This is a genomic window from Lysobacter capsici (genome assembly GCF_014779555.2).
GTDB classification, from domain to species: Bacteria; Pseudomonadota; Gammaproteobacteria; order Xanthomonadales; family Xanthomonadaceae; genus Lysobacter; species Lysobacter capsici.
On record NZ_CP094357.1, the window covers coordinates 4,995,241 to 5,017,577 of the forward strand.

At 68.9% G+C, this 22,337-nt stretch carries 21 protein-coding genes and 1 tRNA gene; 4 read left to right on the forward strand and 18 right to left on the reverse strand.

Going from position 1 to position 22,337, the window contains the following annotated elements; all coding sequences use genetic code 11:
• Positions 1-41: 41 nt before the first annotated feature.
• Positions 42-365 (reverse strand): hypothetical protein, encoded by a 324-nt coding sequence (locus tag IEQ11_RS20500; protein WP_247024622.1) that lies wholly within the window; start codon positions 363-365, stop codon positions 42-44.
• A complete protein-coding gene (locus IEQ11_RS20505; protein ID WP_343226511.1) occupies positions 362-1,909 on the reverse strand; it encodes a tryptophan--tRNA ligase in 1,548 nt (515 codons plus the stop codon). The genes IEQ11_RS20500 and IEQ11_RS20505 overlap by 4 nt, the downstream gene beginning before the upstream one ends.
• Here IEQ11_RS20505 and IEQ11_RS20510 point away from each other — a divergent pair.
• Positions 1,908-2,750: a hypothetical protein gene (locus IEQ11_RS20510; RefSeq protein ID WP_057922550.1), complete on the forward strand. Its 843-nt coding sequence runs from the start codon at positions 1,908-1,910 to the stop codon at positions 2,748-2,750. The two genes, IEQ11_RS20505 and IEQ11_RS20510, sit on opposite strands and share 2 nt — an antisense overlap.
• A gap of 194 nt (positions 2,751-2,944) precedes the next feature.
• Here IEQ11_RS20510 and IEQ11_RS20515 read toward each other — a convergent pair whose 3' ends face one another.
• From IEQ11_RS20515 to IEQ11_RS20555, 9 genes are all read right to left on the reverse strand, one after another.
• Positions 2,945-3,145: a CsbD family protein gene (locus IEQ11_RS20515; RefSeq protein WP_036106652.1), complete on the reverse strand. Its 201-nt coding sequence runs from the start codon at positions 3,143-3,145 to the stop codon at positions 2,945-2,947.
• Between the two features lie 299 nt (positions 3,146-3,444).
• Positions 3,445-3,594, reverse strand: a complete 150-nt coding sequence (locus tag IEQ11_RS20520) for an entericidin A/B family lipoprotein (protein WP_036106649.1) — start codon at positions 3,592-3,594, stop codon at positions 3,445-3,447.
• A gap of 181 nt (positions 3,595-3,775) precedes the next feature.
• Complete coding sequence (gene rocF / locus IEQ11_RS20525) at positions 3,776-4,699, reverse strand: arginase (RefSeq protein WP_036106645.1); 924 nt, start codon at positions 4,697-4,699, stop codon at positions 3,776-3,778.
• Positions 4,700-5,111: 412 nt separating this feature from the next.
• Positions 5,112-5,187, reverse strand: a tRNA-Thr gene (locus IEQ11_RS20530).
• A 100-nt stretch (positions 5,188-5,287) separates the two neighbouring features.
• Positions 5,288-6,139 (reverse strand): SPOR domain-containing protein, encoded by an 852-nt coding sequence (locus tag IEQ11_RS20535; protein ID WP_191822780.1) that lies wholly within the window; start codon positions 6,137-6,139, stop codon positions 5,288-5,290.
• A 34-nt stretch (positions 6,140-6,173) separates the two neighbouring features.
• Positions 6,174-6,932, reverse strand: coding sequence for a type III pantothenate kinase (locus IEQ11_RS20540; RefSeq protein WP_057922552.1), 759 nt, complete (start codon positions 6,930-6,932; stop codon positions 6,174-6,176).
• Positions 6,929-7,927, reverse strand: coding sequence for a bifunctional biotin--[acetyl-CoA-carboxylase] ligase/biotin operon repressor BirA (gene birA / locus IEQ11_RS20545; protein ID WP_191822779.1), 999 nt, complete (start codon positions 7,925-7,927; stop codon positions 6,929-6,931). Before birA ends, IEQ11_RS20540 begins: the two co-directional genes overlap by 4 nt.
• Complete coding sequence (plsY, locus tag IEQ11_RS20550) at positions 7,927-8,607, reverse strand: glycerol-3-phosphate 1-O-acyltransferase PlsY (protein ID WP_191822778.1); 681 nt, start codon at positions 8,605-8,607, stop codon at positions 7,927-7,929. The genes birA and plsY overlap by 1 nt, the downstream gene beginning before the upstream one ends.
• 770 nt (positions 8,608-9,377) lie before the next feature.
• Positions 9,378-11,237, reverse strand: a complete 1,860-nt coding sequence (locus tag IEQ11_RS20555) for a DegV family protein (RefSeq protein ID WP_191822777.1) — start codon at positions 11,235-11,237, stop codon at positions 9,378-9,380.
• Between the two features lie 213 nt (positions 11,238-11,450).
• On the opposite strand from IEQ11_RS20555, the gene IEQ11_RS20560 reads away from it, so the two are divergent.
• Together IEQ11_RS20560 and IEQ11_RS20565 are read left to right on the forward strand one after the other, a co-directional pair.
• Positions 11,451-11,726 (forward strand): hypothetical protein, encoded by a 276-nt coding sequence (locus IEQ11_RS20560; RefSeq protein ID WP_036106632.1) that lies wholly within the window; start codon positions 11,451-11,453, stop codon positions 11,724-11,726.
• A gap of 36 nt (positions 11,727-11,762) precedes the next feature.
• Complete coding sequence (locus tag IEQ11_RS20565) at positions 11,763-12,569, forward strand: M90 family metallopeptidase (RefSeq protein WP_228464839.1); 807 nt, start codon at positions 11,763-11,765, stop codon at positions 12,567-12,569.
• A 244-nt stretch (positions 12,570-12,813) separates the two neighbouring features.
• On the opposite strand, the gene IEQ11_RS20570 is transcribed toward IEQ11_RS20565, so the two are convergent.
• From IEQ11_RS20570 to dusA, 5 genes are all read right to left on the reverse strand, one after another.
• Positions 12,814-14,223 carry an ATP-binding protein gene (locus tag IEQ11_RS20570; protein ID WP_036106629.1) on the reverse strand — a complete coding sequence of 470 codons (1,410 nt, stop codon included), beginning with the start codon at positions 14,221-14,223 and terminating at the stop codon, positions 12,814-12,816.
• Between the two features lie 72 nt (positions 14,224-14,295).
• Positions 14,296-14,979: a response regulator transcription factor gene (locus IEQ11_RS20575; RefSeq protein WP_036106626.1), complete on the reverse strand. Its 684-nt coding sequence runs from the start codon at positions 14,977-14,979 to the stop codon at positions 14,296-14,298.
• A gap of 57 nt (positions 14,980-15,036) precedes the next feature.
• A complete protein-coding gene (locus tag IEQ11_RS20580) occupies positions 15,037-15,387 on the reverse strand; it encodes a hypothetical protein (RefSeq protein WP_228464837.1) in 351 nt (116 codons plus the stop codon).
• Positions 15,388-15,577: 190 nt separating this feature from the next.
• A complete protein-coding gene (locus IEQ11_RS20585; protein ID WP_191822776.1) occupies positions 15,578-16,504 on the reverse strand; it encodes an arginine deiminase-related protein in 927 nt (308 codons plus the stop codon).
• A gap of 16 nt (positions 16,505-16,520) precedes the next feature.
• A complete protein-coding gene (dusA, locus tag IEQ11_RS20590) occupies positions 16,521-17,534 on the reverse strand; it encodes a tRNA dihydrouridine(20/20a) synthase DusA (RefSeq protein ID WP_191822775.1) in 1,014 nt (337 codons plus the stop codon).
• 219 nt (positions 17,535-17,753) lie between these two features.
• Here dusA and IEQ11_RS20595 point away from each other — a divergent pair, with 219 nt between their 5' ends.
• Complete coding sequence (locus IEQ11_RS20595) at positions 17,754-19,802, forward strand: DUF7933 domain-containing protein (protein ID WP_191822774.1); 2,049 nt, start codon at positions 17,754-17,756, stop codon at positions 19,800-19,802.
• A 60-nt stretch (positions 19,803-19,862) separates the two neighbouring features.
• Here IEQ11_RS20595 and rtcA read toward each other — a convergent pair whose 3' ends face one another.
• Together rtcA and IEQ11_RS20605 are read right to left on the reverse strand one after the other, a co-directional pair.
• Complete coding sequence (gene rtcA / locus IEQ11_RS20600; protein WP_191822773.1) at positions 19,863-20,885, reverse strand: RNA 3'-terminal phosphate cyclase; 1,023 nt, start codon at positions 20,883-20,885, stop codon at positions 19,863-19,865.
• Between the two features lie 134 nt (positions 20,886-21,019).
• The gene (locus IEQ11_RS20605; RefSeq protein WP_191822772.1) at positions 21,020-22,261 is read right to left on the reverse strand and encodes an RtcB family protein; all 1,242 of its coding nucleotides are present in this window, start codon (positions 22,259-22,261) and stop codon (positions 21,020-21,022) included.
• Between the last annotated feature and the right edge of the window lie 76 nt (positions 22,262-22,337).

Below are 22,337 nucleotides of genomic sequence, written 5' to 3' on the forward strand. Positions count from 1 at the left end.
TCGGCATCGTTTCGCGGATTCGCCGGCGGATTCGCCCGTTCTCACTGACGATGATCGACCCCCCCGCGCAACCACCGCCAACGCACCGCGCAGGCGATCGCCAGCACCAGCAGGAACACGCCATAGCCCAGCGAGGTGGCGAGAATCTGCGGCCACATCGCGCCGTGGCCGCGTCCGGCATGCAGGTGCGCCCAATGCACGGTGAGCACGAACGCGCACACCGACACCGCCAGCGACACCGCATCGAACAACTTGCGCGCCGGGTTGCGCGGCCGGCGCGGATACAGCCAGAACAAGGCGCCGAGGATCGCGAACCACGGCAGGAACAGGATCAGCGCCAGATTGAGTTCGACGAAGCGACTCACGACTGGGCCGACTCCTTGGCCGCGCGCGCGTCGGCCTCGGCCTGCGCGATCGCCGCCAGCGCCGCGGCGATCGCCGCGTGTCGCGAGGCTTCGACCGGCTCGGACGCGGCCAACACCGCGTCCAGCTCGCCGCGACCGGCCTTGACCGCGCCGATCAGCTGGCCCACGTCCTTGGGCGAGGCGAAACCGCGGCTCTGCAGCAACACCTGTTCGCCATCGGCAAGCTTGAAATAGAACTGCCCATCGGCTTCGCGATACTGCTTGAACACCGGCACCGAAGCCGTTTTCGCATCGGCATCGGCGGATGCCGATGCGGCCGGCACCTGCGACAGATCGCGCAGACCCACCGCCGCGCGCAGGCGCTTCATGGTCGAATGCGCGTAACGCTCGCGCACCCGGCGCGCGCCGTCGATCAATATTTCCTCGATCTTGTGCGGCTGCGCGATCAGCGTTTCGTACTTCTCGCGCAGCGGAGAAATTTCCGCGTCGATGCGTTCGAACAAGGCCTGCTTGGCCTGGCCCCAGGCGATGCCGCCGGCGAATGCGCGCCGCATCGCTTCGGTTTCCTCGACGCTGGCGAACGCCTGGTAGATCTGAAACAGCGCCGAACCTTCGGTGTCCTTGGGTTCGCCGGGCGCGCGCGAATCGGTGACGATCGAATAGATCAGCTTCTTCAACTGCTCGCGCGGCGCGAACAGTGGAATGGTGTTGTCGTAGCTCTTGCTCATCTTGCGGCCGTCCAGGCCCGGCAGGGTCGCCACGCTTTCTTCGATCAGCGCTTCGGGCAGCACGAAATGCTCGCCGTACAGATGATTGAAGCGCTGGGCGAAATCGCGCGCCATCTCGATGTGCTGGACCTGATCGCGGCCGACCGGAACCTTGTGCGCGTTGAACACCAGGATGTCGGCCGACATCAGCACCGGGTACATGAAGAGGCCGGCATTGATCGCCGCGTCGTCATCCTCGCCCTCGGCGCGGTTCTTGTCGACCGCGGCCTTGTAGGCATGCGCGCGGTTGAGGATGCCCTTGCCGGCGACGCAGGTCAGGAACCAGCTCAGCTCCGGAATCTCGACGATTTCGCTCTGCCGGTAGAACCACACCTTGTCCGGGTCCAGGCCGCAGGCCAGCCACGCCGCGGCGATCTCCAGGGTCGAGCGCTGCACGCGCTCGGGCTCGGTGACCTTGATCAGCGCATGCAGGTCGGCGAGGAAATAGAAGCTCTCCACCTCCGGCGTGAGGCTGGCGGCGACCGCCGGGCGGATCGCGCCGACGTAATTGCCGAGGTGAGGAGTGCCGGAGGTGGTGATGCCGGTCAGGACGCGGGTCTGGGTCATGGTGAATCGCGGGTGGATCGTGGTCGGCCAGTGTACCCGCTGGCCGCCGCGGCCGACCCGGCGGGAGGGGCCGTCCGCCTGAGCGGCAGCTGAGCGCCGTCGGCCGGCGAACTCGCGCGATCGGGCCTGTGATCGCAGCCACAACCCCGTTTCGATCGGGCGGGCGTTTGCAGGATCGAGCCCCTCATCGACCACCAGGAGACCCGCCATGTTCCGCTCGCTAGTCCTGCTCGCCGGCGCCGCGTTGACCGCAAGCGCCTGCACCCCGAGCTACGCCCGCCCGCTGGTCGATGTCGCCGTGGTCGACCGCGACAACGGCGACTGGCTGCCGAGCTGGCCCCATCGCGGCCAGCAATGGATCGCCGGCACCCCGGGCCACCGCTATTCGGTGCGCCTGACCAACACCACCGGCCAGCGCGTGCTGGTGGTGCTGTCGGTCGACGGCGTCAACGCGGTCAGCGGTCAGACCGCCAACCCGTCGCAGGCCGGTTATGTGCTCGATGCCTGGCAATCCACCGAGATCAATGGCTGGCGCAAGTCGCTCGACGACGTGGCCCAGTTCGTGTTCACCGACCTGCCCGACAGCTACGCCGCGCGCACCGGCCGGCCCGACAACGTCGGCGTGATCGGCGTGGCGGTGTTCGAGGAGCGAACCTATCGCGAACCGCCGCGTCCGTATCCGTATCCCTACCCGTATCCGCCGATGGCGCGCGAAGGCGAAGCGGCCAAGGCCGAGCGTCGCGCCTCGGGCAATGCCGCGCCCGCGCCGGCGGCGAGCGAGATGAGCCGCGAATCGGCCGCCGCCGATGCGGCCGCGCAATCGATCGGCACCGGTCACGGCTCGCGCGAATGGTCGCCGGTGTCGCAGACCCAGTTCGTGCGCGCCTCGCGTTCGCCGGCGCAGATCCTGCAGTTGCGCTACGACGACTACGGCAGTCTGGTCGCGCGCGGCGTGGTGCCGCGCTATCGCGATCCGTACTACCGCAATCGCAACGAGCCCAACGCGTTTCCCAGCGGCTTCGTCGCCGATCCGCCGTCGCGTCGGTGGTGAGTCGCGAATCGTCTCGCGTCCTGCTTCGATCAGTCGAATGCACACGTAATAAAAACGGGCCGGATTCGCATCCGGCCCGCTTCTCCTCGTACCTCGCATCGGCGACTGTCCACAACCGCGCCGATGCGATTAGCGCGCGGCGCGATCAGCAGGTTTGATCGGCGCCGCTTGTTGCATCGATCAAACGCGTTGCGTCAGTTCAAGGTCTTGCCGAACTCGCGCACTTCCTTCTCGGCACGATCTTTTTCCCAGCCATAGCGTTCCTGCAGCTTGCCGGCCAGGTATTCGGAGTTGCCTTCGGCGACATCGAATACGTCGTCGGTCAGGTCGCCCCACTTCGCCTTGGCCTTGCCTTTGATCTGGGTCCACTTGCCGGCAATGATGTCTTTGTTCATCGATGTCCACTCCTTCAGTTGGGGGATTCGGATTCGGCGCCGCGCACTTCGCCATGTCGATGGCGTCGTGCGTGATCGGCCTGCCGAGATCACGAGGCCAGCTTCGCAGCCGCGGCATTCGCATCCGATCACGATTGCGTTAGCCCGGACTTGATGTCGATGAACGAAGTGAATCCTTCAGCCGTAAACTGAGCGCTGCTTGGCGTAACCATCACCCAAGCGCGCCTCGCGAACAAAACGCCGGGCAAACAAAAAGGCCGGATCGCTCCGGCCTTTTTGCTTATATCGGTTCGGGCTGCTTATTTGCCGTCGCGTACTTCTTCGGCCTTCTGCTCGACCTTTTCGCCGGCCTTCTTCACGTCCTTACCGGCGCCGGCCACGGTGTTGCAAGCACTCAGGGTGCCCATCGAGAACAGGGCCAGCAGCAACAGGGCAGTCAAACGCTTCATAGAATCTCCTTGGTCATAGCGGCCGCGCCACTCGTCGCGTCCTGAAGCCGATCAGACGCGAATGAACGTGAAGCCCGCGTGGAGTGAGACGCGAAAGCCACGCGAAACAATGCCTTACATGGGTTCGCCCGTTTCGGCGTCAGCCGCGATTCATCGCCGGCCGACATCGACGCGGCCGGCCTCACTCGCGCATCAAGGTGGATTTTCCGAACAGGCTTTCGACCAGGTCCACCGACAGTTTGGCGGTGCGGTTGCGCTTGTCGAGGATCGGATTGAGTTCGACGATGTCCAGCGACGCGAGCCGTCCGCTGTCGGCGATCATCTCCATCACCAGCTGCGCTTCGCGATAGTTCGGACCGCCCGGCACCGTGGTGCCCACGCCCGGAGCGATGCTCGGGTCGAGGAAGTCGACATCGAAGCTCACATGCAGATGGGTGTTGTCGTCCACGCCTTCCAGCGCTTCCTCCATCACCCGCTTCATGCCGATCTCGTCGATGTAGCGCATGTCGTACACGTCCAGACCGTGTTGCTGGATCAATTGCTTCTCGCCCGGATCGACCGAGCGGATGCCGATCTGGCGAATGTCCTCGGCGCGCATCGCCGGCGCCGGGCCGCCGAGCGTGGTCAGTTCCTGCGGGCCGATGCCGCACAGACACGACACCGGCATGCCGTGGATATTGCCCGACGGGGTGACCTGGCTGGTGTTGAAATCGGCGTGCGCGTCGAGCCACAGCACGCGCAGCTGCTTGCCGGTTTCGCGGCAGTAGTTCGCCACCGCGGTGATCGAGCCGAGCCCCAGGCAGTGATCGCCGCCGAGCAGGATCGGCATGCGTCCGGCGCGCAGTTCCGCGCCGACCGCGTCCATCACCAGACGGTTCCAGGTCACCACTTCGGGCAGATGGCGATAGCCTTCGACCGGTTTCTGCCAGGGATTGCGCGGGCCGTCGAGATTGCCTCGATCGACCACGTCGACGCCGCGCGCGGCCAGGGCTTCGCCGAGACCGGCGATGCGCAGCGCCTCGGGTCCCAGACGCGCGCCGCGATGGCCGGCACCGACGTCGGTCGGCGCACCGATCAACGAAACCGGGGGATAGGTACGATTCATAAGGATGTCCTCTGCCGCGCTGGCTGACGGATGAGCGCGCGGCATCGATAGGTGAACGCGGACGATGCCCGCGGCATCGCGCGATCGCCGCAACAGGGCCGTTGCGGCCGCCGACGATGGGGGCATTCTAGTGCCTAAGCGCGAACTGGGCTTAACCGTGAAGGCGTGCGCAAAATGGGGAGGTGAAGGCGCGTTGCGTTGATGCGCGGCGAGTTCAACGCGCTTGCGGTGCGCAGTTGCGTGGTGGGCAATTCGCTGCGTGTGGTTTAGCGGCTCGCGGTGCGAGCGAATGGTGGCGCACGCAGTGGATGCGCTTGGCTGGCGGCGGCGGAACTGCGGCGAGGTGTGCGGCCGGAAAGGGCGCGGCCTTCGGATGGGGTGGCCGGGCGCTTGTGTTCTTCTCGGCGTCACGTGGTGCCGCTTGTCCGAATCGAACGGACGACCGCTCGCTTACAAGGCGAGTGCTCTACCAACTGAGCTAAAGCGGCAGCTTGAGGTGACAGGCGACCATCGAGCGGATCAATGGCGCCGGCGCATTCTATCGCGCCCGGGTCTCATCGCGACAGCGCGACGGCCGGCGGGTCGCGATCAGCCCAAACCGGCGCAGGAACGGCCGCGCCAGCGCGAGGCGCCGGCGGCGCGGCGCAGCGCATCGCCGTTGGAGGTGGTGGTGGCGACATCGATCCAGGTCGGGCCTTCGCCGCTTTCGCCGAGCGCTTCGACCCGCGCGGTGAAGCCGGCCGCGCTCAACTCGGCGCCGCGCTTGCGCGCCGACTCCTCGCTGCGGAAACGGCCCAGGGCGATGGCGTTGGCTTCGCTGCCGCTCATCACGAACAGGTCGCTGAAACCGGCCGCGCGGATGCGCTGCGCGGTCGCCTGCGCGGCCTCGGCGCTCGCCTGCGGCATGTACACGCGCCAGCCGCGTGCATTGCTGGTGCCGGCCTGGGTGCGCGTGGCCAGTTTCTGCGCCAGCGGTTGCAGCTTGGCGCGTGCCTCGGCGGCCGCGGCGGTATCGGCGAACGGGCCGATGCTGAAGCATTGCGGCTTGGCTTCGGGCGGCGGCGCGATCGGCGCGGGCGTGGGAGCGGGTGTCGTCGGTAACGGCGTGGCCGTCGCTACCGCGGAGGTCGCAGGCGGCGATGCGGCCGGCGGCGTTGGCGGTTTCTCCGCCGCCGTGGTCGGTGTCGAACTCGCAGGCGCGGCCGACGCGGGCAGCGGAGCCGGCGATGACGCTGCCGGCGCGGCAGCGGCCGTCGCCTTCGCTGGCGCAACGGCTTGCGGCTTGGCCGTGCTGCGCGGTTCGTCGACCATCCGCAGCCGCGCCACGCCGAGCGGAAGTTGTTCCCGCGGCGGCGCGGGCGGCGCGGGCCGCGCGATCCACCACGCGGCGACGCCGAGGTTGAGCGCGATCAGCAGGACGATGAGGGCACGAACGAGCATGCGCGGATTCTAGCCTGCCCGGTCGCCGCCCCGCTCAACGCGAAGTTTCGATTCCGGCCCAGATCGCGAGACCTTCCAGCACCAGGGTCGGCGCGGCGATCGGCGCAGGCAGCGCGGCGGCGAGCGCGTCGCTGCCGCCGCCGTGCAGCAGCAACTGCGGCACCGTGCCCAGCTTCAACTTGGCCACGGTCAGGCTGCGTTCGATCAGCGCCAACGCCGCGCCGTCGCAGCCCGACGCCAACGCATCCTCGGTGTCGGAGGCGAACGACATGCGCTGGCCGCCGAGTTCGGGCAGTTGCGGCGCGCGGCCGTGCAGCGCTTCGCGCATCAGCGTCGGCGACGGCGCGATCAGGCCGCCGTGATGCAGGCCGTCGGCGTCCAGCAGGTCGATGGTCAACGCGGTGCCGACGCCGCAGATCAAGGCCGCGCCTTCGCCGCGCGCGTGCGCGCCCAGCAAGGCGAGAAAACGGTCGACACCGAGCTTGCGCGGGTCGGCATAGGCGATGCGCACGCGGCCGAAACCGTCCAGTTCGAAACTCGGTTGGGTGCGCGCGATCGAGATCCGTCCGCAACGTTCGGTCAGCGCCTGCAACACCGCCATGCGCAGCGCCGGATGGGCGACGCTGGCCAGATACGCGACCTCGATGCGCTCGTCGGGCAGCGCCTCGGCCAAGGCCGCGGCGACGTCTTCCTCGCGATGCGGCAACGCCAGCGCCGGGCCGGGGCGGCCGTGCGCATCCAGCGGCGCGCACTTGAGCCGGGTATTGCCCAGATCGAACAACCAGGCGCTCATCGCGCGTCTCCCGCGCCGCGGCGCACGCTGACTTCGCCGGCATGGAAACGGCGTTCTTCGCCATCGGCCAGACGCACCCGCAGCGCGCCGTCGTCGGCCAGGCCGATCGCGGTGCCGGCGTGATCGGCCTGAGCGCCGTGGACGGTCACCGCCTGCCCGGCCAGGGCGTCGAACGCGGCGTAGCGGTCGATGAAGGGCGCCAGGCCGGCGGCGTCGAATTCGTCCAGCGCCGGCAGCAGGCTGTCGAGCAAGGCGGCGGCGACAGTGTTGCGCGACAGCGCGCGCTGCGCCGCGAGCGTCGCCAGATCGCACCAGGGTTGATCGATCTGCGCCGCGGCCGCGGCCGGCATGCGCACGTTGAGGCCGAGGCCGATCACCGCCCGCGCCGGACCGGCGTATTCGCCGCCGCCCTCGATCAGCAGGCCGCCGAGTTTGCGCAGGCCGGCGCCGTCGAGCACGACCAGATCGTTCGGCCATTTCAATCGCACGTCGGCATAGCCCAGGCGCTGCAAGGCCTCGACCGCGGCGATGCCGGCGACCAGGCTCAGCCCGCCCAGACGCGCGAGGCCGCCGCCGAAGCTGCGCGACAGCGACAGGTACAGATGCGCGGCCAGCGGCGAGGCCCAGACCCGGCCGCGCCGGCCACGCCCGCCGGTCTGGCGTTCGGCCAGCAGCACCGCGGCGCCGTGCGCGGGCGTGGGCCGGCGCAGCAGCTCGCTGTTGGTCGAATCGATCGTCCAGGCCACGTCCAGCCCCGCCAGGCGCGCGCGCGCATCGGCCTGCATGGCGACGCTGATCACCTGCGCGTCGAGCAGGTCGAGCGGCTGCGACAAGGCATAGCCGCGACCGGGCTTGGCCTCGATCGCGACCCCGGCCTCGCGCAAGGCCTCGATGCGTTTCCAAACCGCGGCGCGGGTCTGCCCGGCCGCGCTGGCCAGTGCGTCGCCGGTGGCGGGACCTTCGATCAGGCGTTGCAGCAGCGCGCGATCGTCCATCAGCTCCGGCGCCAACGGTGCAGCAGACGGGCGCCGTTGAAGCGCGATTCGGTGCCGGCGCGCAGGCGCGCGAGATTGCCGCGATGGGTGAACACGATCAGCACCGCCGCGGCCAGGGCGAAATACAGCCGCGGCAGACCGGCATCGCCGAGCCAGGCCAGCAGCGGCAGGCACAGCGCGGCGATCAACGTGGCCAGGCCGACATAGCCGCTGAGCACGATCACCATCGCCCACACCGCCAGCAGGATCGGCAGCACGAACGGCCACAGCACCGCGAGCCCGCCGACCAGGGTCGCCGCGCCCTTGCCGCCGCGAAACCCGTGCCAGATCGGCCAGACATGGCCGAGCACCGCGGCGAACGCGGCCAGATACCCGTGCGAGGTCACCGACAAGGCATGCCCGACCGGCGCGTAGCGCAGCGCCAGCCAGGTCGCCAGCGCGCCCTTGCCGATGTCGAACACCACCACCGCGGCGGCGAAACGCAGGCCCTGGGTGCGGAAGGCATTGGTGCCGCCGGCATTGCCGCTGCCCTGGGTGCGGATGTCGACCCCGCGCAGCTTGCCCAGCAGCAGGCTGCCCGACAGCGAACCGATCGCGTAGGCGGCCACCAGCAGCGCCACCGACACCGGCGCCAGTTGGGTGACCACGGACAACTGCGGAGAGAGTGGGTCGAACGGCATGCGCGGATTATGCGGGAGCCAGCGCGGGTTCGAGCGCGGCGGGGATCGATTGGCGATCCGCGCAAGACGGTGGTGGCATACGGGTTGTGCCCCGCGTGCGGGTTGCATTCACCGAGGTGCGCGGTCGCCGTCGCGCCGGCGGCCCCGTATCCGACTGTAGGAGCTGCGTAAGCTGCGACCGCGAAACCTCGGCAACGACGTTGGCTGCCGTGACCTGCGCCGTAGCCGCATTCGCGCGGTCGCGGCTCGCGCCGCTCCTACAGGCAGGCCATGCGGCGGCGGTCCTAGGTCGCGTTCGCCCCCGGGCTGTCCCGTATCCGACTGTAGGAGCTGCGCAAGCTGCGACCGCGAAACCTCCGCAACGACGTTGGCTGCCGTGGCCTGCGCCATAGCCGAATCGGCGCGGTCGCGCCTCACGCCGCTCCTACAGGCAGGCCATCAGGAGTCGCCGCGGCGGCACCGTATCCGACTGTAGGAGCTGCGCAAGCTGCGACCGCGAAACCTCGGCAACGACGTTGGCTGCCGTGACCTGCGCCGTAGCCGAATCGGCGCGGTCGCGGCTCACGCCGCTCCTACAGACAGGCCGTCAGGAGCCGCCGCGGCGGCCCCGTATCCGACTGTAGGAGCTGCGTAAGCTGCGACCGCGAAACCTCGGCCACGACGCGGGCTGCAGGGACCTGCGCCGTAACCGCATTGTCGCGGTCGCGGCTCGCGCCGCTCCTACAGGTAGGCCATGCGACGGCGGTCCCGTGTCGCGACCGACGCCATCCTCAAACCGCTCCGGGTACCGGCTGCAACGACACCAGCAACGCGCCGCGCCCGGCATGCGCGCCCAGGGCCGGGCCGGTCTCGACCAGCCAGACCTGTTCCAGATCCAGCCGCCGCCGCAGCGCTTGGAGCAGGCGTTCGCCGTCCGCGCGCGCATCGCAATGGCCGACGATCGCGCGCCAGCGCTGGCTGCGCGGCGCGCGCCGGGCGATGTAGCGCGCGAACGCTTCCGGCGCGCCGGCCTTGGCGAACACCCCGCCGCTGACGCCCAACCGGCCCTCGGGCTTGATCTTCGCGATCGGGGTCAAGCCGGTGAACCGCACCAGCGGCGTCGCCCACGGCGGAATCCGGCCGCCGCGCACCGCATGCGAGATATCGCGCGCCATCGCCCAGGTCAGGGTCAACGGCCGCAGCCGTTCGAGTTCGGCCACGATCGCCGCCAGTTCGATCCCGTCGGCGGCCAGCTCGGCCGCGCGCCAGGCCAGCAAGGCCTGGCCGCCGGCGGCGTTGAAGGTGTCGAACACCTGGACCCGGCGCGAACCGCTGTCGTCGGCGCGGCCGGCGGCCTGTTCGCCCGACTGCAAGGTGCCCGACACCGCCCGCGACAGCCCCACGTACAGCACCTGGGCGCGATGGCCCAGCAAAAATTCGAAGGCGCGGCGGAAATCCCCCGGCGGCGGCTGGCTGGTGCGCGGCAGGTCCGCGCTGACCGCCATGCGCCGATAGAACTCGGCGGTCACCAGGCCGGTCTTGTCGAGGTAATCGCGGCCGTCGATCGACACCCGGACCGGCACCACGTGCAGGCCGTAGTGCTCGGCCAGTTCCTCGGGCAGGTCGGCGGCGCTGTCGGTGACCACGGCCACGCGCTGCACGCGTTCGATGCTGCGCTGCTGCGCGAGCATGTCGTCGGCCTTCATGCCCTCGACCGCGCCGAACCGCGCGCACGCGTCGAACAACGCCTGCGGGGCGCCGACGTGGGCATGCACGCGCATGCGCGTGGCGCCGCCGGCCAGCACCAGCGAATCGGCGCCGATCGCTTCGAGCGCCTCGCGCAAGCGATCGCGCGGCAGGTTCTCGCCAACCAGCAGGCATTCGCTGCACCAGCGCCGCAACGGATCGACCGTTTCGTGCAAGGCGGGAATCGCCGGATCGGCATGATCGGCGGCATGTCCATGGCCGCCGCAGCCTTCGTTCGCGGCGATGCCGGCGCCGTGCATGCGCAGCGCGCGCGGGCCGCCGTCGACGAATTCGGCGATGCCTTCGAGCAGGTCGACGAAACCTTGCGCGCCGGCATCGACCACCCCGGCTTTCTGCAACAACGCCATCTGCTGCGGCGTGTACGCCAGCGCCGCGCGCGCCCGCGCCAGCGCGCTGACGAAGCCCGGACGCGGGTCGCCGTCGGCGCTGGCCGCGGCGGCCTCCTCCAGCGCATCGGCGAAGGCGTTGATGACGCTCAGGATGGTGCCCTCGACCGGGTGCGCCAGCGCGGCCCGGGCATTGGCCGCGCCATGGCGCACCGACGCGGCCAGGGTGGCCGCGTCCAGTTCGGGCTGGGCGCGCGCGTGTTCGGCCACGCCGTGCAGGAACTGGGCCAGGATCGCCCCGGAATTGCCGCGCGCGCCGTCGATGGCGTCGTCGCCGATGCGCTTGAGCAGTTCGCCGATGTGGCGGCTGCGCCGGCTCAGCGCCCCGTTCAGCAGGCTGCCCAGGGTATGCGCGAGGTTGTTGCCGGTATCGCCGTCGGCGACCGGGAACACGTTGATCCGGTTGAGCAGGTCGCGGCCGGCGATGACCCGGCGCGCGCCGGAGATCAAGGCCCGGCGCAGGGCGGGCGCGGTCAGCGGCAGACGGGCGTTCGGCATGGACCCAGTCTGGCGCAAACCCGGACCGGCGCTTGCTGCGGCGCACAAGCGACGGCCCCGCCGGACAGCCGGGCGCACCTGACGACAATCCGGCCGAACGGCCGGGCGCACGCGATGACCATCCGGCCGAACGGCCGGATTCGGTAACGGTTTCGCGCTATAGTCGGCAATGGTCCCGGGCGCATCGCCGGGCCGACCTCCAAGGATTCCGCCATGTTACGGATCTGCACCTGCCTGCTGCTCGCCCTCGCCAGTGTCCTGGTCGTCGCGGAGGTGAGTGCGCGCGAGGTCAACAAGCTCAGCCAGGCCGACGCCTGCTCGGCCTCGCAGAAGACCGCCGCCGCCGACCGCCCCGCCGCGCGCACCAGCGCGCCGCCGCCGACCGCGCGCGACACCAAGGCCAAGCCGAGCATGCACAGCGATTCGGACAGCACCAACCGCTTGCAGTCGCCGCGCTGGCACAATTTCCTGCCGGGCATGTTCCGCTGATCGGATCGTCCCGCTGATCGTCCAGGCCGCCGTACCTTGTTCGAGTTCCTGCGCCGTCTGCGGCGCCCCGCCCCATCCATCGACGACGACCTGTGGCGCATCACCGTCGCCGCCTTGCCGTGGGCGAACGATCTGGACGCGCCGCGACAGCAGCGGCTGCGCGAACTGAGCGCGCGCTTCCTGCGCGAGAAAACCATCACCCCGGTACAGGGCCTGCAGCTGGACGAAGTCCAGCACTGCATGCTCGCGGCGATGTGCTGCCTGCCGCTGCTGGAGTTCGGCGCCGAAGGCCTGCACGGCTGGTCGCAGATGCTGGTCTATCCCGACGAGTTCCGGGTCAAGCTGGTCGACTTCGACGAAAACGACGTGCAGCACGAGTGGCACGAGGAAATCAGCGGCGAGTCGCACGACAACGGCGTGCTGATCGTGTCCTGGGCCGACGTCGCCGCCGAATGCGCGGCGCCGCATCGCGGCGACATGGTCGTGGTCCACGAAATGGCGCACAAGCTGGATTTTCTCGATGGCGTGGTCGACGGCACGCCGCCGCTGCCGCGCGAATGGCAGCTCGAATGGGCGCGCGATTTCCAGGCGGCCTACGAGGATTTCGGCGACGAGGTCGATGCCTTGCTCGATGCCGAGGACGAAGACCCGGATCGCTCAGCGAACGACGACGAAGACGCCGGCTACCTGCACGGCATCCGCATCACCGCGGCCGACGCGCCGGAGGAATTCTTCGCCGTCGTCAGCGAATGCCATTTCAGCAATCCCGACGCGTTGCTGGCGCGCATGCCGCGGGTGGCCGCGCACTTGATCCGGTTCTACGGGCCTTCGCCGTTTGCGTGAACGCAGTCGTTTCGCTTCACGCGGAAGCATTGACTCAAACAACCGTCGCGAACACGAAATCTTCTGCGTCAGGGCTTGGGTTGCGACGACCTTCGCCAGGATCGCCTCGGACTTTCGAACCCGCGAACCACAGGAGAGCGCCGGGACCGAAGCCTCGCCCGCCAAAAAGATTGAGTGAGTCGCAGGTCGATCGCCCTGCGCGCGAATCGAACTCAGGCCCGCGCAAACACCGCGCAAGCCAGGCCTACAACCCCGGCGGCAGCTTCACTTCGAACCGCGTCCCGCCCAGTTCCTGCGACGGCGTGACATCCAGGGTGCCGCGATAACCCCGCACCAGATCCTGCACGATCGCCAGGCCGATGCCGTGGCCGTGCACGCGTTCGTCGCCGCGCACGCCGCGCTGCAGGATCGATGCGACCTTCTCGGGCGGAATGCCGGGGCCGTCGTCGTCGACCGCAAGCAACAGGCCGGGCCGCCGGTTGGCCGCGGTCTCGCCGGGCTGGACCGTCAGCAGCACCCGCGAGTTCGCCCACTTGAACGCGTTTTCCAGCAGATTGCCGAGCAATTCCTGCAAGTCGCCGGGTTCGCCGTGGAACTGCACGCCGTCGGCGAGATCGAACTCGCACAGCACGCCCTTGGAGGCATAGACCTTTTCCAGGCCGCGCACGATTTCCTCGGCATGCGATTCGATCGCGATCGGCGCGGCGAACAAGGCGTGTCCGCCCGACGCGGCGCGCGCGAGCTGGTACGACACCAGATCGTTCATGCGCCGCAGTTGCACGCTGACGTCCTCGCGCAATTCCGGATCGATCGGCACCGGCCCGTTCTCGTCGTCCAGGCGCGCATGCAGCACCGCCAGCGGCGTCTTCAGGCTGTGGGCGAGATCGGCCAGGGTGTTGCGCTGGCGATCGAGATTTTCGCGTTCGCTCTCGATGAAGGCGTTGATGCTTTCGGTCAGCGGTTCGAGCTCGCGCGGGTGGCGCTCGCTCATGCGCGAGGCCAGGCCGCGCTGCACGCGCTTGAGTTCCTCGATCACGCGTTTGAGCGGACGCAGGCTCCACTGCATGATCAAGGCCTGCAACAGCAGCAGGATCACGCCGGCGCCGCCGAGGTAGCGCCACAGCGCCTGGCGGAACACCGCGACCTGATGGCGCAGCGCGCTGGTGTCTTCGAGAATGTAGATCGTGTACTGGAATTCGGCCTTGGCGTCGCCGTCGACGCTCCAGATCAGGCCGCGCCCGTAACGGTAGGCCTCGCCGGTGCGGCCGCTGATCTCGGTGACCGGCAGCGGGCCTTCGAAGGTTTCCTCGGTGGGCTTGAGCATGCCGCCGTCGGGCAGCACCGGGCCTTGCGCCGACATCGAATCCCAGTGCCCGTCGGGCAGGATGACCTCGGCGTACAGACCGCTGCCGGGCCGGTCGAAACGCGGGTCCGGCGGATCGTAGGGCGGGATGATTTCGCCGCCGCGACCGAAATCGGTGTCGGCCGCGTACGCCAGCGCGTAACTGGTCAGGCGCTGGCGCAGATTGCTTTCGGCGGTCTCAAGGAACGCGCGGTCGAGCGCGTAGCCGGCCAGGGCCAGGAACGCCAACAGGCCCAGGCTCGCGGCCAGCAACTGGCGCGCGCGCAACGAACGCGGCTGTCCCCAGCTCACGGCATCGGGCGGGCAACGCGGCCCGCATCAGGAAAAGACGCGGGCCGCATAGGGTCCGTCAGGTACTCCGGATCAGTCGCCGCTGCGCGGAATGGCGAAACGGTAACCGCGGCCACGCACGGTCTCGATCGGCTTGAGCGCGCCATCGGGGTCGAGCTTCTTGCGCAGGCGGCCGATGAACACTTCCAGCACGTTGGAGTCGCGGTCGAAGTCCTGCTGATAGATGTGCTCGGTCAGGTCGGCCTTCGAGACCAGCTCGCCGGCGTGCATCATCAGGTACTCCAGCACCTTGTACTCGTAGCTGGTGAGGTCGACGTTGGTGCCGTTGACGCTGACCGTCTGCGCGGCCAGGTCCAGCATCACCGGACCGCATTCCAGGGTCGGCTTGCTCCAGCCCGCGGCGCGGCGCACCAGCGCGTTGAGGCGCGCCAGCAGTTCCTCGACGTGGAACGGCTTGACCAGGTAATCGTCGGCGCCCTGCTTGAGGCCCTCGACCTTGTCCTGCCAGCTCGAACGCGCGGTCAGGATCAACACCGGGAATTTCTTGCCCTCGTCGCGCAGAGCCTTGATCAGTTCCATGCCCGACATCTTGGGCAGGCCCAGATCGATGATGCCCAGGTCGAACGGCACTTCGCGGCCCATGTACAGGCCTTCCTCGCCGTCTTGCGCGGCATCGACCGCGAAGCCCTCGCGCTTCAGGCGCGCGGCCAGGGTCTCGCGCAGAGGCGCTTCGTCTTCGACCAGCAGAATTCGCATGGGCACTCCCTTGATGAAGTCGGTCCGACCGGATCGTTTGGACCGTCGGAGCGAAGGTTAGTCGTTATCGTTGTCGTCGCGGCGTGTAGGGCGATCGTCGTCGCGGCGCCCACGCTGCTGGGGGTCGTCCATGTAAACACGGACCCGGCCACTGGAATCGACCACTTTGACCCGATTTACGTCACGGCCGTCAAAAGGGATGCGTTCGGCGCTGAGCACCTGGCCGCCGCCGCTTTCGCGTTCGACCCGGCGGATCGCGTCGGACAGGGAGCGGTGGTCCTCGCGACGGTCGTGGCCGCGCCAGGGCCGGCCGCCGTCGTCTTGCTGCTGCGCCATGGCCTGACCGACCGCCGCCGACGAGGCGACGAGCAGCAGCAAGGACAGGACGCGGGCGGACCGGATGCTCATGACTTCGAAGTTGACCCCAGCGGAACAATAAAGTGCGCAAATCGCAATGTGCAGGCATTTTCGAAACGTAGCGGTGAATCCGATCTGAACTTTTCCGAACGGTCCCAGCCGCCATTCAGGCCGGTACGACCGCCGTCACACGTTGGCGCGGGTCGCGGCCGGCCGAAGCCGGCGCCGATCACCATCCCGATCAGTAGATTTCGCCGACGCAGCAACGCAGCGAACCGCCGCCGGCCTCGATCGCATCCAGCTCGACTGTCGCCACGGCGAAACCCGCGTCGGCCAGTCCGGCCAGGGTCGCGGGCGTCAGCGAACGCCCGGCCGCGGCGCTCATCCAGACCTTGTCCTGCGACAGCGCGATCGAATTGGCCGCGAACGCCGCGTGCTCGGCGGCCGACAGCAGCCAGCCGTGCGGCGCATGGAAGCCGGCGATCGCCTCGGCCACGCCGGCATCGGCGAATCCGCCCGGACACACCAGCGCGGCGCGGCCGGCCAGCACCGCCAGCACCACATTGGTGTGGTATTCGCCCGGCGCCAGGTCGAACAGCAAGGTCGCGCGCAGCCCCAGCGCCTCGTGCATCAGCCGCGCGCCGGCCTCGTCGCAGCGTTCGGACAACCCGGCATAGCCCAGCCCGCGGGCGCGATCGATCACCAGCGCGCCGGTAAGTTCGCACGGATGCGGCTGGGTCGACAGGTCCACTTCGGCGTAGCCCAGCACCTGGCTGAAGAAGGCGCGGATGTCGGCCCGGGCCGCTTCGCGCTGGCGCACGGGATGACGCATGCGCCCGATCACGCAGCGCGGGCCGGTGGCCGCGGCGGCGCTGGTGGCGAAGACGTTGTTCGGAAACAGCGCGTCCGGGGTGTCCGGATCGCCGGCGAAGCAGATCGTCGGCAGCACCGCCGACAAGGCGCGCTGCAGCTCGCGGTGCTGGGCGCTGGCCCGGCCCGGGTCGAACTCGTCGGCCTGGGCCATGTAGCGGTTGTCGCCGGCCGATTGCTCGGCGCGGGCGAAGCCGTCGGGCGCGACCAGGAACGCGGCGCGCGCGGTCGCCGCGCCGAAATCGGCCGGCAGCGAGCGGGCGTGGGCGAAGAAGGCGGCGTGGTCGCGGGTGATCATGATTCAGTACGGCCGCTCAGGCGGCGTCGCGCGCGGCGAACGACTCGGTCACCGCCAGCGCCTGTTCGATCAGCGACCAGTCCGCGCCGGGCTTGTGCGCGCCTTCGCTGAGGATCTGCCGGAACGCGCGGCCGCCGCGCTCGCCATGGAACAGGCCGAGCATGTGCCGGGTGATGTGCTTGAGGAACACGCCGCGTTCGAGCTGGCTTTCCACATAAGGCCGCAGCGAGCGCAACAGTTCGGCGCGACTGCTTAGTTCGCCGCCGAACCAGGCGGTGTCGAGCCGATGCAGCACGTAAGGCTCGTGATACGCCGCGCGGCCGAGCATCGCGCCGTCGGTGTGCTGCAGATGCGCGGTCGCCTCGTCCGGCGTGGCGATGCCGCCGTTGACGATCACCTGCAGCGCCGGGCGTTCCTGCTTGAGCCGATAGGCCCAGTCGTAACGCAGCGGCGGCACCTCGCGGTTTTCCTTCGGCGACAGGCCCTTGAGCCAAGCGTTGCGGGCATGCACCACGAACATCCGGCAGCCGGCCGCGGCGACTTCGTCGACGAAGGCCAGGAACACTTCGAAACGATGGTCATCGTCGACCCCGAGCCGGCATTTGACCGTGACCGGCACGTCGCAGGCCTCGACCATCGCCGCGACCGAGGCCGCCACCAGCGCCGGTTCGCGCATCAGGCAAGCGCCGAAGCGTCCGGCCTGGACCCGGTCGGACGGGCAGCCGCAATTGAGATTGATCTCGTCGAACCCGCGCTCGGCGCCGATCCGCGCCGCCTGCGCCAGCAACGCCGGCTCGCTGCCGCCGAGCTGCAGCGCGACCGGATGCTCGACCGGATCCATCGCCAGCAGCCGCGCCCGATCGCCATGGATGACCGCGTTGGCGTGGACCATCTCGGTGTACAGCCGCGCATGCGGGGCCAGGGCGCGGTGGAAGACGCGGCAATGCGAATCGGTCCAGTCCATCATCGGAGCGACGGACAGGCGCAACTGCGCGGCGGGAATGGCGGGCGTGGGGATCATCGCGCTCATTGTAATGGCTGGAGCCGCGTCGACCTGCCGACAGCCGGCGGCGACCGAAGCGCGACGATCCGCGGCCACGGCCCTCGCGATTTGCGACTGCGCACCCGAAACCCGGAAAAAACGCCATTTTCGGCGTCTATCTTGATCTTAATTTCATCGTGACAAGCGGAGTTTGAGCCGGTGCAGGACGCGTCCATGGGGGATGCCGGGCCGCGCCGGGGGAGCCGCATGTTCAGATCGGAGCGAAACCGCCGGGTCGGCCCGCCGATCGTGGCGACCCTGGCCGCGGCGCTGTCGTGCATGTCCGCCGCCCACGCACAGTTCAAGGTCGCCTCGACCTTCCGCAACACCACCGAACCCGGCTGGACGGTGACCGGTACCAACAACACCGGGACCAACGACAGCGGCATCTTCACCGGCGGCTACGGCGCCATTCCCAACAACGTCAACGACGCCAACGGCAGCGGCTGGCTGCGCCTGACCACCAACGTCAACAGCCAGCAAGGCCTGGCGCTGTACACCGGCGGATCGTTCCCGTCCTCGCAAGGCGTGATCGTCGAGTTCGATTACGTCAACTGGGGCGGCAACGGTGCCGACGGCACCGCGTTCTTCCTGTACGACGCGACCACCACCATGGCCGGCGCCCAACCCGGCGCGAGCCTTGGCTACTGCAACGGCACCGGCGGCTACCTGGGCATCGGCCTGGACGAGTTCGGCAATTTTTCGGCCGAAACCACCGCCGGGTTCTGCCCGACCAGCGGCACCAGCCCCGGCTCGGCCGCGGACCGGCTGGTGCTGCGCGGGCCGCGCGCGAACAACAACCCGTACATCGCCGGCGCTTCGGTGGGCGGCGGCGGCATCGACACGCCCAGCGTCACCTCCCGGCCGTCCAACGAGCGCCTGCGGGTGGCGCTGATTCCCAACGGTACCGGCTACCTGGTCTCCGTCGGGCTCGGCGTCGACGGCGCCACGGTCACCCCGTTGCTGACCAACCAGGCGTTCAATTTCGTCGCGCCGACCAACCTGCGCATGGGCTTTTCCGGTTCCACCGGCGGTTTGAACAACATCCACGAAGTACGCAACGTCATCGCTTCGGTGCCGGCCAACATCGGCCTGACCAAGACCGTTTCGGCCGCGCGCATCACCCGCGGCCAGCCGGTGAGTTACCAGGTCGTGATGACCAACCTGGACATCAACACCACCGCCGCCGGCAATCAGGCGCCGAGCATTCCCGGCACCGACGCCCCGGATTTCCTCGACACCCTGCCGCCGCAGATCGCCGGCGCGACCTGGACCTGCGCGGCCAGCGCGGGTTCGACCTGCCCGGCGCCGAGCGGCACCGGCAGCCTGAACTTCACCGGCGGCTACTCGCTCGCCCCCGGCGGCACCCTGACCTTCGCCATCAGCGGCACCGTCGCCAACAACGCGACCTGCAACGGCACGGTCGCCAATACCGCAACCGCGACGTTCTCCAGCACCGACGGCTTCGGCGATATCGACCCCAGCAACAACACCGCCAGCGCGAACTTCGCGGTCGACTGCATCAACCTGGCTGTCGACAAGACCACCGCGCAGACCCAGTTCACCGCCGGCGGCACCGGCACCTACAACATCGCGGTCAGCAACAGCGGGACGATCGCCACGACCGGCACGCTCACCGTCACCGACACCCTGCCCGCCGGCCTGAGCGTGGCCGACGGCGCGGTCGCGCTGAGCGGCGCCAACGCCGCCAACTGGGCCTGCACCGCCGCCGCCAACGCCCTGACCTGCACCAGCGCCACGGCGATCGCCGCCGCGGCCAGCTCGACCTTCGGTTTCAACGTCGCCGTCGATTTCGCCGCCACCGGGCCGGTGGTCAACACCGCGCGCGTGGCTGGCGGCGGCGACGCCAACTGCCCGCTCGCCACGCCCTGCGCCGACCCCACGCCCACCAGCACACCGGTGGTGCGTCCGTCGGTGAGCCTGCGCATCAGCAAGACCGACGGCGTCGGCACGTACACCCCCGGCGGCAGCGCGACCTATGTCATCACCGCCTGCAACCAAAGCGGTCCGGATCCGGCCAACGGCGCCACCATCACCGACCCGCTGCCCGCCGGCGTGACCCTGAGCGGCCCGTGGAACTGCGCTGGCAGCGGCGCGGTGCCGGGCACCTGCCCCGCGAGCGGCGGCGCGGTCGGCGGCAATGCGGTCTCGGTGACCGGCGTGGTGCTGCCGGTCGGCGGCTGCGTGAGCGTGAATGTGCCGGTGAGTTTCAGTTCGAATCCGGCGGATTATTGAGCGTGGTGGCAGCCGCTCGCTGAGGAAACGGCGTGCCACGTTTGAGGCGAAGCGACCCGGTTACGAACGCACCGTTACGCGCCAGCACTGCCGATCGACCTGCACCCAGTCGATCTCCACCGGCAGGAACTTCTCGATCAGGCGCGCGTTGCTCGACAAATGATCGCTGATGAAGGCCGTGGTGAACTCGCCGCCGCCGGCCAGCGCCATCGGCAGCAGCAACTGGTCGGACAAGTGCTCGCCGACCGCGGCCGACGACGCCAGATAGGCCGACACCTGCTTGACCAGGCCGATCGCGACCTGCTCGGCGCTGAGACCGCGCTCGCCCAAGGCACTGAACAACTCGGTGTGCTGCTGCTCGCCCTGCACGCGCAGCATCAGCACGTTGCCCGGGCTTTGCGCGAGCGCGGCGCGACGCAGGTGCTGATGCTCGGGCGCAAGGCCCAGGCGTTCGGCGACGACCTGCAACTCGCGCTGGCCGATCTGGTCGTGCAAGGCCGACAACAACGCGGTCGCATCCAATCGCGGCGCCGGATCGCGCTGGTCGAACGCGTGCGTGCGCAGTCGCGCGTTCGGCGCGACCCGCAGTTGCAGCGCGCCACCACCGGCCGGGAAGAAGCCGTGGCGCAGCAAGGCGAACTCGGTGTCCACGCCCATGCGTCGCAACGCCGGCAAATAGGCCTCGGCGATGAAGTCCGCGCACGGCGCGAGCGGATTATGGGTGCCGCCCTCGATGGTCACCTCCGACGGCCCGTCGCACGACCACAGCGCCGGCAATACCGTCTGCATCACCAAGGTCGCCGACCCGGCGGTGCCGATCGAGAAACGGTAACGCCCCGGATTGACCGCGCCGGGGATGAAACGCAGCGTGGTCGCGCCCAATTGCGCACCGTCCACATGCGCGCAGCCGATTTGCGCCGCCGCGCCGACCGCGGTCAGATGCTGGCGCATCAAGCCCGGGCGCGAACGCTTGGCGCGGATGTGCTGCATCTCGAACGCCGTGCCGGTGCACAGGCTCAGGCTCAATGCGGTACGCAGCAACTGTCCGCCGCCCTCGATCCCGCTGATTTCGATCAATTCCATCTTGCGATCCATGACTCGGGGCGGCCTTGCGGACGCCCGTACTCCTTTATCTATCCAATCTCTCATCGGACGGCCAATACCGTCCATGTGTATCGCCGATCCGCGCGCGGGCGAACTTCATCCGCGCGACGACATCAACCCTTGACGCACACCACCTGCCGCAGCGTATGCACGATTTCGACCAGGTCGCTCTGCGCGGCCATGACCGCGTCGATCGACTTGTAAGCGGCCGGCGACTCGTCGACCACCTCGGCATCCTTGCGGCATTCCACGTGCGCGGTCGCCTTGGCGTGATCCTCCAGGCTGATGCGCTTCTTCGCCTCGGTGCGGCTCATCACTCGGCCCGCGCCGTGGCTGCAGCTGTGGAAGCTGTCGGCGTTGCCCAGGCCGCGCACGATGAAGCTCTTGGCGCCCATGCTGCCCGGGATGATGCCCAGCTCGCCCTTGCGCGCGCTCACCGCGCCCTTGCGGGTCACCAGCACGTCCTTGCCGAAATGGTGCTCGCGGTTGACGTAGTTGTGGTGACAGTTCACCGCCTCGGCCTGGGCCTGGAACGGTTTGGCGATCACCTTGCGCACCGCCTCGACCACGTGCTTCATCATGATCTCGCGGTTGCTGCGCGCGAACTGCTGCGCCCACTCGACCGCATGCACGTAGTCGTTGTAGTGATCGCTGCCTTCGGGCAGATAGGCCAGGTCCTGGTCCGGCAGATTGATCATCCAGCGGCGCATGTCCTGCTTGGCCAGTTCGATGAAGTGGCTGCCGATCGCGTTGCCGACGCCGCGCGAACCCGAGTGCAGCATGAACCACACGCGGTTCTCCTCGTCCAGGCAGACCTCGACGAAGTGATTGCCGGTGCCGAGCGTCCCCAGGTGATTCAAGTGATTGCTGCGCTCGAGCTTCGGATGCTTGGCAATGATGCGATCGAAGCCCTCGTGCAGGCCCGACCAGCGCTGCAACGAAGCCTGCGGCGGATTCGCCCAGGCGCCCTTGTCGCGCAGGCCGCGGCCGACGGTGCGGCCGTGCGGCACCGCTTTCTCGATCGCCGCGCGCACTTCGCCCAACTGGTCCGGCAGATCGTTGGCGGTCAGCGTGGTACGCACCGCGATCATGCCGCAGCCGATGTCGACGCCGACCGCCGCCGGCACGATCGCGCCCACGGTCGGCACCACCGAACCCACGGTCGCGCCCTTGCCGAGATGCACGTCGGGCATCACCGCGATCCAGCGATGGATGAAGGGCAGCTTGGCGATGTTCTGCAACTGGCGACGCGCTTCGTCTTCCAGCGGCACGCCGCGGGTCCAGTGCTTGATCGGCACCGAGCCCGGGTCGTTGATGACATCGTAATGGACGTCGGCGTGGGTATTGGCGTTCATGGTCTTGCTCTCTGTGTTGCGGGCCTCGCGGCCCTCGCTTCCGCCGTCGGTCCTCGCCGGCGGAAAGGTGAAGGAT